This is a genomic window from Methylophaga sp., assembly GCF_009711715.1.
Classification (GTDB): domain Bacteria; phylum Pseudomonadota; class Gammaproteobacteria; order Nitrosococcales; family Methylophagaceae; genus Methylophaga.
The window spans coordinates 29,124-46,967 of the sequence record NZ_VENF01000008.1 but is presented as its reverse complement, the minus strand read 5'-3'; the positions used below and the strand labels follow the sequence as shown (position 1 = coordinate 46,967).

At 51.0% G+C, this 17,844-nt stretch carries 15 protein-coding genes; 12 read left to right on the top strand and 3 right to left on the bottom strand.

What is annotated here, in order from left to right; translation table 11 throughout:
* Window positions 1-279: 279 nt before the first annotated feature.
* From FH755_RS06260 to FH755_RS06240, 5 genes are all read left to right on the top strand, one after another.
* Window positions 280-1,323 carry an NADP(H)-dependent aldo-keto reductase gene (locus tag FH755_RS06260; RefSeq protein WP_292439708.1) on the top strand — a complete coding sequence of 348 codons (1,044 nt, stop codon included), beginning with the start codon at window positions 280-282 and terminating at the stop codon, window positions 1,321-1,323.
* Window positions 1,324-1,462: 139 nt separating this feature from the next.
* Window positions 1,463-3,520: a TonB-dependent receptor gene (locus FH755_RS06255; RefSeq protein ID WP_292439706.1), complete on the top strand. Its 2,058-nt coding sequence runs from the start codon at window positions 1,463-1,465 to the stop codon at window positions 3,518-3,520.
* 4 nt (window positions 3,521-3,524) lie between these two features.
* Window positions 3,525-4,055 carry a YfiR family protein gene (locus FH755_RS06250; protein WP_292439704.1) on the top strand — a complete coding sequence of 177 codons (531 nt, stop codon included), beginning with the start codon at window positions 3,525-3,527 and terminating at the stop codon, window positions 4,053-4,055.
* The gene (locus FH755_RS06245) at window positions 4,052-6,355 is read left to right on the top strand and encodes an ATP-binding protein (RefSeq protein WP_292439702.1); all 2,304 of its coding nucleotides are present in this window, start codon (window positions 4,052-4,054) and stop codon (window positions 6,353-6,355) included. Before FH755_RS06250 ends, FH755_RS06245 begins: the two co-directional genes overlap by 4 nt.
* A gap of 9 nt (window positions 6,356-6,364) precedes the next feature.
* Window positions 6,365-8,455: an EAL domain-containing protein gene (locus FH755_RS06240; RefSeq protein ID WP_292439700.1), complete on the top strand. Its 2,091-nt coding sequence runs from the start codon at window positions 6,365-6,367 to the stop codon at window positions 8,453-8,455.
* 6 nt (window positions 8,456-8,461) lie between these two features.
* Here the strand turns inward: FH755_RS06240 and FH755_RS06235 are convergent, their stop codons facing one another.
* The gene (locus FH755_RS06235) at window positions 8,462-9,052 is read right to left on the bottom strand and encodes a MarR family transcriptional regulator (protein ID WP_292439698.1); all 591 of its coding nucleotides are present in this window, start codon (window positions 9,050-9,052) and stop codon (window positions 8,462-8,464) included.
* The gene (locus tag FH755_RS06230) at window positions 9,045-9,482 is read right to left on the bottom strand and encodes a chemotaxis protein CheW (RefSeq protein WP_292439696.1); all 438 of its coding nucleotides are present in this window, start codon (window positions 9,480-9,482) and stop codon (window positions 9,045-9,047) included. Before FH755_RS06230 ends, FH755_RS06235 begins: the two co-directional genes overlap by 8 nt.
* A gap of 198 nt (window positions 9,483-9,680) precedes the next feature.
* On the opposite strand from FH755_RS06230, the gene ectA reads away from it, so the two are divergent.
* The 7 genes from ectA to FH755_RS06195 all read left to right on the top strand — a co-directional run bounded on the left by ectA (window position 9,681) and on the right by FH755_RS06195 (window position 17,311).
* Window positions 9,681-10,187 (top strand): diaminobutyrate acetyltransferase, encoded by a 507-nt coding sequence (gene ectA, locus FH755_RS06225; RefSeq protein ID WP_292439695.1) that lies wholly within the window; start codon window positions 9,681-9,683, stop codon window positions 10,185-10,187.
* A 56-nt stretch (window positions 10,188-10,243) separates the two neighbouring features.
* Entirely contained in the window at window positions 10,244-11,578 is a 1,335-nt protein-coding gene (ectB, locus tag FH755_RS06220; RefSeq protein WP_292439693.1) for a diaminobutyrate--2-oxoglutarate transaminase, read from the top strand.
* An 84-nt stretch (window positions 11,579-11,662) separates the two neighbouring features.
* Window positions 11,663-12,067, top strand: a complete 405-nt coding sequence (locus FH755_RS06215; RefSeq protein WP_292439691.1) for an ectoine synthase — start codon at window positions 11,663-11,665, stop codon at window positions 12,065-12,067.
* Between the two features lie 108 nt (window positions 12,068-12,175).
* Window positions 12,176-13,618, top strand: a complete 1,443-nt coding sequence (locus FH755_RS06210; RefSeq protein ID WP_292439689.1) for an aspartate kinase — start codon at window positions 12,176-12,178, stop codon at window positions 13,616-13,618.
* Entirely contained in the window at window positions 13,603-14,478 is an 876-nt protein-coding gene (locus FH755_RS06205; RefSeq protein WP_292439686.1) for a tetratricopeptide repeat protein, read from the top strand. The genes FH755_RS06210 and FH755_RS06205 overlap by 16 nt, the downstream gene beginning before the upstream one ends.
* A 36-nt stretch (window positions 14,479-14,514) precedes the next feature.
* A complete protein-coding gene (locus tag FH755_RS06200) occupies window positions 14,515-15,936 on the top strand; it encodes a sodium/proline symporter (RefSeq protein ID WP_292439684.1) in 1,422 nt (473 codons plus the stop codon).
* A gap of 7 nt (window positions 15,937-15,943) precedes the next feature.
* The gene (locus FH755_RS06195; protein WP_292439682.1) at window positions 15,944-17,311 is read left to right on the top strand and encodes a sodium:alanine symporter family protein; all 1,368 of its coding nucleotides are present in this window, start codon (window positions 15,944-15,946) and stop codon (window positions 17,309-17,311) included.
* Here the strand turns inward: FH755_RS06195 and FH755_RS06190 are convergent.
* Window positions 17,308-17,841, bottom strand: a complete 534-nt coding sequence (locus FH755_RS06190) for a chalcone isomerase family protein (RefSeq protein ID WP_292439680.1) — start codon at window positions 17,839-17,841, stop codon at window positions 17,308-17,310. The genes FH755_RS06195 and FH755_RS06190 overlap by 4 nt on opposite strands.
* Between the last annotated feature and the right edge of the window lie 3 nt (window positions 17,842-17,844).

Sequence of the window (17,844 nt, the reverse complement as noted above, 5' to 3'; positions counted from 1 at the left end):
ATGGCATGGAGCAGGAAGTGATTGTCGAGCCGGGACGGGTGGTGCCGGTCACGGCGCTGGTGAGGGCACCGGCAGATGTGACTGAAGATGGTCTGGCCCCGATTACCTTTGAGGCCACGGTTAGAGAGAAGCCCGAGTTGAGTACTACCTATAACAGTATGTTTATGACGCCGGAGTAATTATCTCTGGTCTGTATCTTTTCGGCTTGCCTGAGATTATCGGGACTTGCTAGGGTAGAGCCCGCTTTCATAGCGGGCTTTTTATTAACGGACAGGAATCATGAAATACAATAAGTTGGGAACAAGTGATATTGATGTCAGCCGTATATGTCTGGGTACCATGACTTATGGTGAGCAGAATACCGAGCAGGAAGCACACCAGCAGCTTGATTATGCGCTGGAGCAGGGCGTGAATTTTATTGATACTGCCGAGCTTTATGCCATTCCACCACGCGCCGAGACCTACGGTGCCACGGAACAGGTGATTGGCAGCTGGCTGAAGAAACGCGGTAAACGTGATGACATCGTTCTTGCCAGTAAAATTGCCGGTCCTGGTCCGGACTGGGTTTCACATATCCGTGGCGGCCACACCCGCTTTGACGCGAGCAACATCAGTCACGCGCTGGATGACAGTCTGCAGCGGTTGCAGACTGATTATCTCGACCTGTATCAACTGCACTGGCCTGAGCGTAAGACCAATTATTTCGGCAAGCTCGGCTATCAGGCTGATGACAGCGAAGCGGCGCTGACGCCCGTTTTTGAAACCTTACAGGCGCTTGAAAAAGAGGTACGTGCCGGCAAGATCCGTTATATCGGCCTGTCCAACGAAACACCCTGGGGCATGATGCAATTTATCTGGATGGCACGTGTGCTGGATTTGCCAGCCATTGTCACGGTGCAAAATCCTTACAGCCTGCTGAACCGGACTTATGAAGTCGGCTGCGCGGAAATCAGCCACCGTGAGGGTGTGGGCTTGCTGGCATATTCACCGTTGGGCTTCGGTGTCTTAAGCGGCAAATATCTGGATGCTGAACCGGCCGGTGCCAGACTGACCCGCTGGCCGCACTATGCCCGCTACAGTAATGAGCAGGCTGTGGCGGCTACCCGTGAGTATGTTCAACTGGCCCGTCGCTATCAGCTGGATCCGGCGCAAATGGCACTTGCTTATGTCAACACCCGGCCGTTCCTGACAGCCAATATCATCGGTGCCACCGATATGCAGCAGCTCAAAAACAATATCGCCAGCATTGAGCTCGAACTCAGTGATGATGTGCTGGACGAAATTGAGGCTATCCACCGACGCTATCCCAATCCCTCCCCCTGAGTGGTCCGATAAGCCACCTCTGAACAACAAAAAAATGTGATGGGGGTGGCATTTTTACAGCTATTCCTGTATCTCTGGACTCAGGCGGTTTCACATAGGGATTACAGACCGTTGTGAGATTCAACTAGGGAGGAATAGCATGCAGAAAACCGGCATGGTCGGGCTGTGGACTTTGGGATGCCTGTTGTCTTGTTGCACTGCTGTTCGCGCCGACTCCGCCCCGTCAACATCACCGCTTGATCTCAGCCTGCAGGAGCTGCTTGAGATTGAGGTCACTTCGGTTTCCAGACAGTCAGAATCTTTGTCCAGCGCTGCAGCTGCCATTTATGTGATCACCGGTGAAGAGATTCGCCAGCGCGGCTTCCAGTCGATTCCCCAGGCGCTGAGAGATGTACCGGGCTTGCATGTCGTCCAGATTGATTCACAAAAGTGGGCAGTCAGCAGCCGGGGATTTAACGGCCGCTATAACAACAAAATGCTGGTGCTGATAGACGGACGCAGTGTTTATTCCCCGGAATTTTCCGGTGTCTACTGGGAGGTGCAGGATACCCTGATGGCCGATATCGACCGGATTGAAGTCATTCGCGGGCCCGGTGCGGCAATCTGGGGGGCCAATGCCGTTAATGGCGTTATAAATATCATGACCAGACACAGCGCTGACACCCTCGGCGGCTATGCCGAACTGGGTGCCGGTGATTATCAGCAGGCTTTTGCCGGTTTCCGTTACGGCGGCCGTCTGGCACCGGGTCTGACCGGACGCGCTTATATAAAGGCATTTAAGCGTGATGATCTGGAGTTTAACCCGGCTGATGTCAGTCCCGCTGCCGCCGCTCTCATCAACGAGTCAGGTACCGATAATCACTGGTGGAAACAGCAGATGGGCGGGCGGCTGGATATAAGTCTGGGGACGGCCTCAACGCTGACCCTGAGTGGCGCCGCCTATGACAGCATGATGGATCAGTCTGTGACGGTACCGACGCTGACAGCACCTTATATCGAATATCCCAACATCAACAGCGAGTCCCGGGGCTGGCATGTACTCGGTGATTATAGTCGGGCACTCTCAGCCGACTCGCAGCTCAATCTGAAGGCTTATTTTGATCACGCCAAGCGCGATGAATCATTCTTCGGTTTCAGCCGCGATACGGTGGACCTTGAACTGTCCCATCACCTTGAGTTTGGGCAACGGCATGAGTTGTTGTGGGGCTTTGGTTACCGGCACATCAATAACGAGCTGGATACCAATCAATCGGTCATTGATACTCAGGGAGAGGATGAGAGTACCAATCTGTGGAGTCTGTTTGTTCAGGACCAGATAACGCTGAAACCGGATACGCTGTGGCTAACGCTGGCGACCCGTTTTGAGCATCATTCCTATACCGATTCTGAATGGCAACCGACAGTCAGGCTGAGCTGGCAGCCTTGGGAACGGCATCACTTCTGGACCGCGTTATCACGGGCAGTCAGGACGCCATCACAGGCTGAGAATGAATATCTTATCAACGTCGGCAATCTGGCACCGATGACGGCCTTTAATCCAACCGCTTTTGTTAACCGGCTGATATTGGAGGGTAATTCAGACTATGACTCCGAGTCCGTCAAAAGCATCGAGGCGGGCTACCGTTATGCCAGTGGCCATCAGTTCAGCCTGGATACAGCGGTTTTCTATAATGACTATGACGATTTGCGCAGCAACCGGATAGCTGACACCGATTTTTCAACTTTGCCTGCTTATCTGACCACCCGGTCAGCCTTTGACAACGACAGTAGTGGTCATAACTACGGTTTGGAGCTGTCTGCTAACTGGCTGCTGAATGAGAGCCTGAAATTACGGCTCAACTACACCTATATTGAGAGCGACTTCAGTGATGGTCAACCTCAGAATACGGATGCACCGGAACAGCTTGTCTCATTGATGACGAGCTGGCGTATTCACCGTGATCTGGAGATGACTGCGAGCTGGCGTTATGTCGATCGCAGTCAGTCGATTGACCCGGTACAGGTGGATAACCAGAGTGTGGATGCTTATCACGGTGTGGATTTGGGCCTTAACTGGCAATTGACTTCTAAATTGCGTTTGTCTGCCTTCGCCCGTAACCTGTTTTACGGCTCTCATGTTGAATACAAAGCCGAGTTGTTTTCCATTCCATACCGGGTGGAACCCAGTTTCTTTGGCCGGCTGACATTGGAGTATTAAGACAGTGGCCCGGCATCAGATAAAAATTTTCCTGCTGTTGGCCCTACTGCTGAGCCACAGTGCTCAGACAGCGGTTGCCGTGGCAGAGCAGCCGGACTCACGTTCTCTTATCGCGGCACTCAACTATAATTTTGCTAAATATGCGGACTGGCCCGGTGAAGTGCATGCGAAGTCGATTGACTTATGTTATTTCACCGACACATTCAAAAACAGTTTTAACCAACTGCATGACAAAGCCATATTTGACAAGCCGGTCAGCACCAGACAGATCAAGGATGTTGAGCAGACAGGGCGTTGCCACCTCGTGTACATTGACCGCAGTGAGCGTGACATTCTGCAGCGCTTGTTTGTCTATCTGCGTGACAAGCCAGTGCTGACGGTCTCGGATATTACAGGGTTTGTTGATGATGGCGGGATGATAGAAATCGTCAAGCGCGACAATAAATTCCGCTTTAAAGTGAATATGTCGAGAATGCAGTCATCCAATCTGAAAATGAGCTCTCAGGTGCTGAAGCTGGCAGTCGAAGTTAAATGAAATGGATTAAGACGCTCAAGTTTCGTTTGATTGTGACCATGATGGGGCTGGTGCTGCTGACTATTCTCATTATTTCAGTATCAATTGTCAGCAACCAGCGCCAGGCGATCGAAAAGCAGGCCCGCCAGGACTCAGCAGCGCTTGCCGAGCTGCTGGTGACTAATACTCTGACCGCCGTTTTGTTTGATGATGCATCTTCTGCGAGACAATCCCTGGAGGCCTTGCGGGTAAGGCGTGATATCAGCCAGGTCATGATTTTTGACGATAAAGCCCGCTTGTTTGCCAGCTACCAGAACAGGGCCAAACAGAGCCCGCCGGACATTGACTCTTTGCGGCGGGTGTTGCGTACCCGTGATCCCATTATTACAGAGAATGAGCGCGGTCTGCATCTGATGATGCCGATGATCAGCCATGGTGAGGTAATAGGGATGCTGTACCTGCTTGATAACCTGGCCGCCTTAAGATCGCAGTTATCGGCGTTTTACCGGGTAGTGGCCATGACAGCCGTGCTGGCCTTTTTGGCCAGTCTGGTCGCTATGCTGTGGTTGGTATCACTGTTTACCAAGCCGTTGAATGAAATGCTGGCGACGATTCGGGATATCACCATCCACCGTGACTACAAACGCCGCGCACCGAAAGCCGGCACGGTTGAGTTCAACCAGCTGGCCGATAGCTTTAACCAGATGATCAGTGAGATAGAGCGGCGCGGACAGCAGCTTGAAACCATGAATGCGGAGCTGGAACAGCGGGTTCAGGCCAGAACGGAAGCGCTGGAAACGGCCCTGGAACTGGCGAATGAAGCTAACCATGCCAAAGCCCAGTTTCTAGCGATGATGAGCCATGAAGTCAGGACCCCGCTGAACGGGGTGATTGGTTTTGCCGAATTATTGAAACTCAATGATCTTGAAGACGAAGCACGGGAGAACGTCCAGCTTCTCAATGACTCAGCTCAGGCTCTGCTGGCCCTGCTCAATCAGATCCTCGATTTTTCCAAGCTGGATGCAGACAAGGTCGAGCTGGAAAAACAGCAAATGAATATGGCAAGTTTCATGAAATCGGTGGTGGAAACCAACCGTGCCAAAGCAGAGCGTAAAGGACTCAAGCTAGCGTTGAGCCTGCAGGATTGCGATGCCGCTTTTCTGGGCGATCCGCTACGTTTACGCCAGGTACTTAACAATCTTATCGACAATGCGATTAAATTTACCAATAAAGGCAGCGTCAAAGTAAGCCTGATCGCGGAGCAAACGGAAACGGAAAGCTGGTTGAATTTTGAAATTGAGGATACCGGTACGGGGATCGCCGAGAGCAAACTGCAGTCGATATTTTCTCCGTTTGCTCAGGCAGATAACACCGTCACCCGGCAATATGGCGGAACCGGCCTCGGGCTGGCGATCTGCGCCCAGCTGATTAAGCTGATGAAAGGTCATTACGGGGTCAGAAGTGAAGAAAAGCAGGGCAGTCTTTTCTGGTTCAGAATCCCGATGCAACGACTGGACGTGGCAGAATCAGTTAAACCGCCGCAAAAAAAACCAGCCAGGCAGACGAAAGCGAGTGGCAATCTGATTCTGCTGGCCGAAGATAATGAAATCAATCAGTCAGTCGCTGCCGGAATGCTGGAAAATTTTGGCTACCAGGTGGTTATTGTCAGTAACGGCCTTGAGGCGGTGAATGAATGTAACAAGACGCGTTATGACCTGATTCTGATGGATTATCACATGCCGCAGATGGGAGGGCTGGAAGCCACTGCGCTGATCCGCAACCAGAGCCGCCAGGGGCTTAACAGTGAGACACCAATTGTGGCACTCACTGCAGACATTCAGGATGGAGTAGAAGCAGACTTTCGACACGCGGGGGCTGATGATTTTCTGGTCAAACCCTTCAGTCTGGAGCAACTGAGTGACATTATCGGTCGCTGGCTCGACAGCACCGAGAAGGATACAAGAAATGTCCCGGTGATCGACGAGACGGTATTGGATGAAATAAGGCGAATGTCCGGTGAACAAGCCCCGGCGCTGATTAATAATATAGTTGAGATATACCTGCAGCAGACACCGAATCTCATTGATGACATTCAGCATGGTGCCCGTAATGGTGATGCCGATCGGGTTTTCAGGGCAGCCCATGCGCTGAAATCCAGTTCCGCCAATATCGGTGCCGTCAGGGTCAGTGAAATTGCCCACCAGGTTGAGAAACTCGGACGACATAACCGGATTGAGCATGTTCACTCGCACCTGAATACATTGCTGGAAAGCTATGAACAAGCCAGGCTCGATCTCAAGAGCCGGCTGGGAGAAATATAAGTGGAGGAAGTGGCGAGAAAATCAGTCGTCCTGATCGTTGATGATGATCCGGTAACCCGAATGCTTATGCGACAATCGCTCAGGACGATTGAACTCGATATTCACGAGGCCAGTAATGGTCTTGAGGCCATTGCCGCATTCAATCAGTACAAACCCGATATGACACTGCTGGACGTGTCGATGCCGGGCATGGATGGCTTTGAATGCTGTCAGAAGTTACGGCAACTGCCCCGCGGGCAGGAGTCTGCGATCGTGATGGTCACCTCGCTGGACGAGGTCGAGGATATCGAGCAAGCCTTTCAGGTCGGTGCCACCGATTTTATGACCAAGCCACTGAAATGGCCGTTATTCAATCACCGTGTTAAATACATTCTGAAAGCCAATCGAACCCTGCAGGAACTCAGCCGTAACAAAAATAAACTGGCCAAGGCGCAGTCAATCGCCCACCTGGTCTACTGGGAATGGGATTACCAGTCTGAGCATATCGAGTGCTCGGCAGATATGTTCGATATGCTAGGACTGCCTCGACAGGGCAAGCTGACACTGAAACGCTTACTGACTCTGATACATCCCGATGATCGCAGCCGTTTCGTCAGAACGGTGCGGCTGTCGATAAAGGAGAAAAAGCCCTATGACATTGAATATCGGGTGCAAAGGCCTGACGGCCATATGCTGTTTGTGAATGAACGGACCGATATTAATTGCGAATTCGGCCAGTGGCGTATCGTCGGCACGCTGCATGATATTACGGCACTTAAACAGTCAGAACAGGAAATCACTTACTACGCTTACTATGACACGCTGACCGATCTGCCTAACCGCCGTTTATTTATCGAGCAACTGGAAACGACGATTGCCAGTGCCCGGCGCCACCAAAGGCGGTTCACGCTGATGTTTCTGGATCTGGACCGTTTCAAGCACGTCAATGACACCTATGGCCACCATGTCGGTGATGAGCTTTTATGTCAGGCTGCCGCCAGAATTAGGGAGTGTGTGCGTGACTCGGATCTGGTGGCCAAACTCAGTCTGGAAAGCGATAACCGGGTTGCCCGGCTGGCAGGTGACGAATTTACTGTGCTGTTGGATGATGTTGATAAGGTCGATGATATCGCCGACATTGCCAACCGCCTGATCGATACATTCTCACAGCCTTTTGTCATTGGCGGCACACCGCTTTATGTCACTGTCAGTATCGGCATTACGGTGTTTCCAACGGATGGACATAATGTCCAGGTGTTGCTTCAGCATGCGGATGTGGCGATGTATCACGCCAAGCAGGTCGGGCGGAATAATTACCAGTTTTTCTCCGAGAGCATGAATAATTACCTTAAGCTCAGAATGGAAATGGAGCATGATCTGCATATTGCGCTTAAAGAGCAGCAGTTCGAACTCTATTATCAGCCGCAGTACCATGCCCGCAGTCAGAAGATCGTCGGCTTCGAAGCTTTGTTGCGCTGGCGCCATCCGGTCAAGGGGTTGCTGACACCGGATAATTTTATCGATATTGCCGAGTCCACCGGTTTGATTATGCCGATTGGCGACTGGGTGCTGATGCAAGCCTGCCAGCAGGTTCATCAGTGGCAGCTGGATTACGGCTGTGCCTATCGGATTGCGATTAATCTATCGGCTTTGCAGTTTAATCAAAACTATCTGCCGGAACGGGTCAGGCAGACACTGGAACAGACGCAATTACCGGCGGAAACCCTGGAACTGGAGATTACCGAAACTGCGATGCTGCGGGATGTGGCAGAGACCATTCCATTGCTGTTTTCCCTCAAGAAAACCGGGGTGCGACTGGCGATTGATGATTTCGGCACAGGCTATTCATCTATGAGCTATCTGAAGAATTTCCCGATTGATACGCTGAAGATTGATCGTTCTTTTGTCGAGGAAATTGTATTCAATCGTAAAGATGCTGCTATTGCACAAACCATTGTACAACTGGCCAATAACCTCAATTTGTCGACCATTGCCGAGGGCGTGGAAACTGAAGCCCAGGCCGATCTGCTTTTAAAAATGGGCTGTGAGGAGTTTCAGGGCTTTTACTTGAATAAGCCGATGTCGGTGGCTGAGATCAGCGCCTTGCTGACCCGTGAGTGAGTCTGATCAATCCTCATCCGCATAGGCGGCAGGTTTCTCGACCTCGGTATCCTGCCGGTCAAGCAAGCCGATATCAAGGACCGGTGATGCGTCAATATGCTGGGCATCCATCATCTGTGCGACCCGCTTCAGGGCGGAGATGATCATGGTTTGTTCCCATTCCTGTAAATCACCGAATTGTCGGGTGAATTGTTCCTGTAGCGGGATCGGCGCATTTTTGAGTATTTCCAGTGCCTCGTCAGTGAGGTAGGCATGCACTTTACGTTTATCGGTTTCAGAACGTTGCCGGTAAACGAGTTTGCGTTTTTCCAGCCGATCCAGAATCGTGGTCACAGTGGCCTGGCTCAGGCTGACTTCCTGCGCCAGTTCACCAATGGTGATCTGTCCTTTGTCACGCAGGGTCTGTAAAAGCAGGATCTGGGGTGCGGTTAAGCCGGTGGTCTTGGCGAGGTATTTTGAGTGCAGATCGGTGGCCCGGATAACCCGGCGCAGGGCAATCAACACTTCTTCAATCTGGTTCAACAGCTGATCCTTTTGTTCTTTGTTCAGATCCAGATTATAAACTGCGTCCAGATTTAAGCCGATAGTTTTACTCATAACTTTCCAATTCATTTATGCAACGCTCGAAGTCCGTCAGAATGAGCAGTTGATTGTCGTGGTTGATGGTGCCTTTGACGGGGCTGGTGCTATGGCTGCGATCGACCGGCATCATGTCGTCGTTAGCGAGCAGGCTGATCTTCTCAACCTCATCTACAGTAACGCCGACCAGGCCGGAAGGGGTCTCCAGAACGATAATGTGTTCGCTGTCTCTGGAGGTCTGACTCAGTCCCAGTAAATGCTTGCTGGAGACGATGGTCACGATTTCTCCCCTGACATTGAGAACGCCCTCAACACAGGATTGCGAACCCGGCACCGGCACCGGTGACAAATAGTCCAGAATTTCCCTGACCTGGTTGACCGGATGGGCATAGGTTTCATCTTCTATCTGGAAACATAACCACTGTTCTTTGTGTAATTGTTCTGACATCTATAGTAAATACGATTCATTATTGAGACTGGACTTTTTATTTGTTTAGTGTACTATATATTTAGACGTCTAAACAACTCGGCGTTAAATTAGCGAAGTTATTGGAATAATATTCAATATCAGTATGTTGAATTTGTTTATTCGTATTTTTTCTGAAATTAAATCAATAGATGTATAAATAATAGAGTTATTTATAAAATGAATCTCGCACAAGCTGACGCTGCTCCGATTACCTTGCGTGCCCCTGCGGCCGAGGACGGTGCCGCGGTGTACGAACTCATCGCCCAGTGCCCGCCACTGGATACCAACTCCATGTACTGCAACCTGCTTCAATGCACCCATTTTTCCGCTACTTCTGTGGCCGCAGAAAAAGAAGGTGACATTGTTGGGTTTATTTCCGGTTACAGACAGCCGGACAATCCCGACACGCTTTTTATCTGGCAGGTTGCCGTTGGTGAAAAAGCCCGCGGGCAGGGCCTGGCCGGCCGTATGCTGCGCGATATTCTGTCGCGGCAACAGGAAGGTCAGATCAAATTTATCGAAACCACCATTACCCCGGATAACCGGGCGTCATGGGCGCTGTTTGAAAGTCTGGCAAACAAACTGGGCGCAGAGCTCAATCACACTGTGATGTTTGATCGCCAGCAACATTTTGCCGGCCAGCATGAAACGGAAATGCTGGTCAGAATCGGTCCCCTTCAATAAGACTTGCATGACTGCAGGCGGGCATCGACAAACCATTATCAGGAGACACCAAAACCATGAAAATTTTTGAGGAAATCGAATCGGAAGTTCGTTCATATGCGCGCTCTTTCCCTCGCATTTTTAACCGTGCCAAGGATGAGTACGTCTATGACGAAGAAGGCAATGCCTATCTGGACTTTCTGGCAGGCGCCGGTTCACTCAACTATGGACATAACAATTCCCATTTCAAGGGAAAGCTCATTGAATATATTGAAAATGACGGAGTAACTCAGGGCCTGGATTTACACACCCGCGCCAAAGGTGAGTTTCTGGAAAGCTTCAATGAAAATATTCTGAAACCGCGTAATCTCGATTACATTGTCATGTTTACTGGTCCGACCGGTACCAACGCGGTGGAAGCGGCGTTGAAAACAGCACGCAAATATACTGGTCGTGAAAACGTGATTTCATTCACCAACGGTTGGCACGGTCAGACGCTCGGCGCGCTGGCAGTGACCGGTAACGGTCATCACCGCGGCGGTGCCGGCATCAGCCTGCCCGGTGCAACCCGTATGCCTTATGACGGCTATATGGGAGATGATGTTGATACCACCAACTACCTGGATAAAGTTCTGTCGGATTCAAGCAGCGGTGTCGATAAACCTGCAGCAGTTATCGTTGAAACCGTTCAGGGTGAGGGGGGGATCAATGCCTGCTCTATGACTTGGCTGAAGAGTCTGTCAGAAGTCTGTAAGAAACACGATGTGCTGTTGATCATTGATGATATTCAAGCCGGTTGTGGCCGTACAGGTACTTTCTTCAGTTTCGAGGAAGCCGGTATTTACCCCGACATCGTGACCGTATCCAAATCGCTGAGTGGTTATGGTTTGCCATTTGCCATCGTATTAATGAAACCGGAACTGGACCAATGGAAACCGGGTGAACACAACGGTACTTTCCGTGGTAACAATCCGGCATTCATCACTGCTAAAGCAGCGATTGATCATTACTGGAAAGATGACAAGTTTGCCAAAGAAGTTCAGGCAAAAGGTGATTATATCGCCCAGCGTGTCGACAAAATTGTCGAAAAGTACGGTGAAGGCAACTTCAACTCGCATGGTCGCGGTATGTTCCGTGGTATCAACTGCGTCAGTGGTGAGTTGGCCAGTGCGATTACGCACAATGCCTTCCAGAAAGGTCTGATCATCGAAACCAGCGGTACTGAAGACCATGTTGTTAAATTCCTGTGTCCTCTGACGATTACACAGGAAAATCTGGAAAAAGGGATCAATATTCTGGAAGAAGCCATTCGCGAAATTTGTGACAAGGCAGATTCGATTCCGGAAGAAAAAGACTACTTCGAAGGCGATTACTCCGTCAGTGAAGAAGTCGAGAAGATGGCCCGCTCTTAAAAATCAGGGCTTCGGGATGGTGGCAACCGCCATCGTCCCTCATCCTTTTTTCAAACAGATACATTTAATTGCAGAGGTAAATACATGCTCGTCAGACAACTTCAGGATGCAGAAAGAACCACCCGTAAAATATACGACCCCAAGGGTAACTGGGACAGTACCCGCCTGCTGCTGAAAGACGACAATATGGGATATTCATTCCATATCACCACGATTTATGAAGGTGCTGATTTCCAAATGCATTATCAGAACCATCTTGAATCGGTTTACTGCATCAGTGGCGAAGGCGAAGTAGAAACCCTGGATGATGGTAAGAAATATCCCATCAGTCCCGGCACGCTTTACAACCTTGATAAGCACGACCGCCATACCCTGCGTGCTTTCAAAGAGTTGAAGCTGGCTTGTGTCTTCAACCCGCCACTGATTGGTAACGAAGTCCACAACAAAGATGGCGCTTATGAACTGACGGCGGATGCTATCGCCGACTGAGTCAGAGCGGCATTAATACGGGCTAAACCCGACGACCGGTCAGCAATGATGCTGTCCGGTCGCATGACCTGTCGGGTCATCAACAAAAGGATAACCAGAGAGAAAATAATGAGTTTTCATACGGTAGAAAAAATCGGCGGCACGTCAATGAGTGATTATGAGGCGGTGCGCGATAATATTATTCTCAAACCGGTACATAACGACTCAATCTACAACCGAATTTTTGTGGTCTCTGCCTACGGCGGCATGACCGATTTACTGCTTGAACACAAAAAGAGTGGCCAGCCGGGTGTTTTTGGCCTGTTTGCCAACGGTGAAGAGGATGACAGCTGGCGCGATGCCCTGCATCAACTCAAGCAGAAAATGTTTGATATCAACAAAAGTTTTTACAAGAAAAAAGCCAACCTTGACCGCGCCAATAACTTTATCGGTGAACGGTTGGATGATGCCGAGCGCTGTCTGGCCGACCTGCACCGTCTTTGTCAGCACGGTCACTTCGAGCTGGATATGCACCTGGAAACAGTCCGTGAAATGCTCGCCAGTATTGGTGAAGCTCACAGTGCCTGGAACACGGCGCAATTGCTCCAGCGCGATGGTATCGACGCCAAGTTTGTGGATCTGACCGCCTGGCAGACAGATAAACATATCCCGCTGGATGAGCGAATCAAACGCGCATTTGCCGAAATTGACCTAAGCAAACAGCTACCCATCGTGACCGGCTACGCTCACAGCGATGATGGCCTGATGTCGACGTTCGACAGGGGCTATAGTGAAATGACCTTCAGCCGCATTGCAGTACTGACGGAAGCCAATGAAGCGATTATCCACAAAGAGTTTCACCTCAGTAGTGCTGATCCGCGCCTGGTGGGTGAGGATAACGCGGTACCAATCGGCCGCACCAACTACGATGTGGCTGATCAGCTCGCGAATCTGGGTATGGAAGCGATTCATCCGAAGGCAGCGAAAGGGCTGCGCCGCAATGATATTCCACTGCGTGTGCGGAATACCTTCGAGCCGGAGCATGCCGGTACCCTGATTACCGGTGACTATGTCAGTGTGGATCCCTGTGTGGAGATCATTGCTGGCTGTAAAGGCGTTTATGCCTTTGAATTATTTGATCAGGATATGGCAGGCAATATTGCTGATTATGATCGCGAGATCCTGGCTACGATCCGCCGTTTCAAGGCGCATATCATCTCCAAGGATATCAACGCCAATACCATCACCCACTATCTGTCGACTAATCTGAAAACCATTAAGCGTATTCGCAATGCGCTGGAAGAATGCTTTGCCGATGCTGAAATTAATCAGCAGAAGGTTGCTATCGTCTCGGCGATTGGCAGCGACATGAAAATTCCGGGTATCCTGGCAAAAACGGTTGGCTCGCTGGCCAGGGAGAATATCTCCGTGCTGGCCATGCACCAGTCTATGCGTCAGGTCGATATGCAGTTTATTATTGATGAAGGCGATTATGACAATGCCATTAAAAGCCTGCATAGTGTACTCGTTGAAATTCATGATCACGGTAAAGCAATATGTCTCGCATCCTGATTGCGATATGTCTCAGCCTGTTGCCGTTTCAGCTAATTGCTGCTGAAACGGCTGAACAGGTTCAAATGAAAGCACAGATAGAGCAGCTGGAAGAGCCGCTCTACAGCCCGTTTATAGAGCGTTACGTGCTCGATGAACTGAAAGCCCTGCGTACGGATATGGCCGCCAATCGGGCTGAGTTGATCCAAATGATGGTTGACCGCGAATTGTCTGCTGTCGATAAAGCGGTCAGCTATGCTACCAATACGGTGACCTATTTCTTCTATCTGATTGCCGCCGCATCCTCAATTCTGGTTCTGGTGGGCTGGTCATCGATCCGCGAAATAAAGGAACGGGTGCACACGCTGGCGGACCAGGAAATTAACAGTCTGATCACAGAATACGAACAGCGTCTGCACGCTATTGAGCAACAGTTGAGTAAAGAAACTCAGCAGATCGAAGAGAACCGCGAAAAAATCGAACGTACACAGGAAGTTCAGTCTCTGTGGCTGCGGGCGGGTCAGGAGACCAACCCCACCAATAAAATTGCGGTTTATGATCAGATCATGGCGATACGTCCCTACGATACTGAGGCGCTCACATACAAAGCTGACGCAGTACTGGAAATTTCTGAACCACAATGGGCGATCAATCTCTGTCATCAGGCGCTGGAATCCGATCCGGATAATGGTCACGCTTTCTATCAACTTGCCTGTGCGCATACAGCACTGGGTCAGCTTGATGAGGCGGTGCACTATCTGCAACGGGCTGTCAGTTGCAGCGAGACTTACCGTGAACAAAGCCAGAACGACCCGGCCTTGTCACCGCTGCAATCCTATCCTGGAATCGAAGATATACTTAAACCCGGCACCGACAGCTAATCTACCGTTCCAGCCAGGTTTGAAAAAAGGTGAATCATGGTCTGGAGTTTTCTTGCTTTTCTGGCCGTTTTTGTTGCCATTGGCGTAAGTTCGGTATTACGCAGCCGCGGCACTAAGAAAGATTATTATCTGGCCAGTAGTGACGTGCCGCCGAGCCTGGTCGGTTTGTCAGCCGTAGCTACCAATAACAGCGGCTACATGTTTATTGGTGTCATCGGCTACACCTATGCCACCGGCTTTGCCGCAGTCTGGCTGATGGTGGCCTGGATTATCGGTGACTTCATCGCTTCCACCTTTATCCATTCACGTCTGCGTCAGGCAACAAAAGATACCTCCCAGCCCAGCTATGCCGGTGTACTCAGTAACTGGCATGGACAACATGACCAGATGCTGCAATGGTTGATTGCACTGATTTCGCTTGTGTTCCTCATGGCCTATGCCGGCGCACAGCTGGTGGCCGGCAGTAAAGCACTGCATGTCCTGCTCGACTGGCCCTATTATGCAGGCGCGGTGATGGGCGCCATTATGGTGGCCCTGTATTGCATGGCAGGTGGCATCCGGGCTTCTATCTGGACCGATGCTGCACAATCGGTGGTAATGATTATCGCGATGGCAGTGATGCTGGTCATAGCCACCGTCTCTCTGGGTGGTATAGACGGCGCTATCAATGAAATGGATAAGGTGGAGGGCTTTCTTGACCTGTTTCCAGATGATTTGATTCTGCCGGGCATTGCTGGTGGCGTCATGTTTGCACTGGGGTGGATGTTCGCCGGCTTTTCGGTGATCGGTCAGCCCCACGTCATGATACGGTTTATGGCGCTGGCAGAATCAGGACGAATGGTGCGTGCCCGCATCTGGTATTACGTATGGTTCACCGCATTTTATTTTATGTCGACCGGCGTCGGTTTGCTGTCACGGGTTTATCTGGGCGGGGATCCGGCGGGATTTGATGCTGAACTGGCATTGCCAACCATGGCGATGGAGTTATTGCCACCAGTGTTTGTCGGGCTGGTACTGGCGGGCATTTTCGCTGCCACCATGTCGACGGCCGACTCACTGGTACTCAATTGTTCAGCTGCCGTCACTCATGATTTGTTACCACGGGGTATTGAAAATACGCTGTACCTCAAGCTGACAACCATCCTCATCGTGTTTATTGCCTTAATCTGGGCGTTGTCTGCCTCGGATAGCGTGTTCAGTCTGGTCATTTTTGCCTGGTCCGGTCTGGCCAGTGCCTTCGCACCATTATTGATAGTGTTATCGCTGGGCTTCAAACCCGGTCAGCGACTCAGTGTGATCGCCATGCTGGTGGGGCTCGCTGTGGCTCTGGGCTGGCGCTTTGCCGGCTGGCACACAGCGGTATACGAAGGGCTACCGGGCATCATGAGTGGTTTGATTATTCTCACGACTGTGCTCTGGTGGCGACGGAAACAGGAAGCGGCTGTCACAGCTGAATGAGAACGGCATGTTTGCTGAGATAGAACACTTTCTGCAACAACTTGCTGCCTTCCTCTGGGGACTGCCCCTGGTGGTTTTACTGGTTGGTGGCGGGCTTTTCTTCCTGGTTTACTCGCGTTTTCTGCCTTATCGTTATCTGGGCCATAGTTTCCGTTTGCTGTTCAGGAAGAAGGATGAGGACGATCCGGGTCAGCTTTCTCATTTCCAGGCCCTGAGCACAGCATTGTCAGGCACGCTGGGTATGGGTAATGTCTCAGGGGTAGCCATAGCCATCGCGATTGGCGGACCTGGTGCTGTGTTCTGGATGTGGATCAGTGCACTGGTGGGGATTGCCACCAAGTTTTATACCTGCACGCTGGCCGTGATGTATCGGGGCCGCGACACAGCAGGGCAATGGCAGGGCGGGCCGATGTACGTGATCCGTGAAGGGATGGGCAGGCGCTGGCGGCCACTGGCTTATTTTTTTGCCGTCGCCGGTCTATTGGGCACAATGCCGATTTTTCAGGTTAATCAACTGGTGCAGGTGGTGCGCGATACGATCGCGATACCGGCCGGATTTACCCAGGCTGGTGCTCACTTCAACTTCGACCTGGGCCTGGGATTATTACTGGCAATACTGGTGCTGTTTGTCGGGCTGGGACGTTTGCCCCGGCTGGGGCAGGTGACAGCGATTCTGGTACCTGTAATGGTCGTGCTCTATATGTTACTGACCGGTTTTGTGCTGTTCAGCCATGTCGATGCTGTACCGGCTGCCCTGCAATTGATAGTGCATGATGCTTTCAGCGGTCAGGCGGTGGCCGGCGGCGTAGTGGGGGCGGTCATTGTGACCGGGATACAGCGAGCGGCCTTTTCCAACGAAGCCGGTATCGGCACTGAAGCCATGGCTCATGGGGCAGCGAAAACCCGGGAGCCAGTCAGGGAAGGCATGGTTGCGATGATGGGGCCGGTAATTGATACCCTGATTGTGTGTACCTGTACGGCATTAGTGATCCTGATCAGTGGCGTCTGGCAGAGCACCGAGCATGATGGCATCACGATGACGGCAATGGCTTTTCGCGATTTATTTCCCCATGGCAGTGCGGTTATGCTGGCGCTGATTGTGATCATGCTCAGTCTGAGTACCGTCTTCACTTTCTGGTATTACGGCAGCAAATGCCTGGGTTTTCTCATCGGTGCTGAATACCAGCATCGCTATATCTGGATTTACATTGTGCTGGTGGTATCAGGGGCCGTTGCCTCGATGCAGATGGTGGTCAGCCTGGTTGATTCGATGTATGCCTTAATGGCGATTCCTACCATGACCGCGGCACTGATTCTGGCACCGAGGGTCAATCAGGCTGCGCTTGCTTTTGTTTCAAAAAAACAAATGGACTAGTCATCAGGTTCGAGCAAGGCTTGTTTGAGTTTGTCATTAAAGGGTTTGTCTCCAAACCAGATCTGATAATAGCGTTGCCCCAGCGTTGTTGAAGCATGTTGGCTGACAAGACGGTTGTTTTTAAACAATGACAGTCCGTCCTGATTGCGACGAATATCGTAGCGGTCACCTTCCGCAACTGATTCATAGCCGGTATTAAACTGTGCCAGATCCTGTTCGATCTGCTGAAACTCTGTAGCCGACAGGTTACGTTCGAGCAAGGTCTCTGCTGCTTCAATAAAGTCTTCGGCGGCAATATCACGATGATAGATAAATGACAGTTGCAAGTCGGATGTCAACGCCGGCAGCTGGGTACAGTCGCTGCTGTAAAGCGCGGCATCGGCAACATCGATAAACTTCATCACTGAGATTTGAGTCTGGCTGCATTTCTCGAGTTGACCGTATTGAGTCTGAACTTGGCTTGAGAAAACATCAGCCAGGCTGTGCTGGGCGAAAAGGACAGTCAATAAAAAACAGGCACGACGGATCATAGC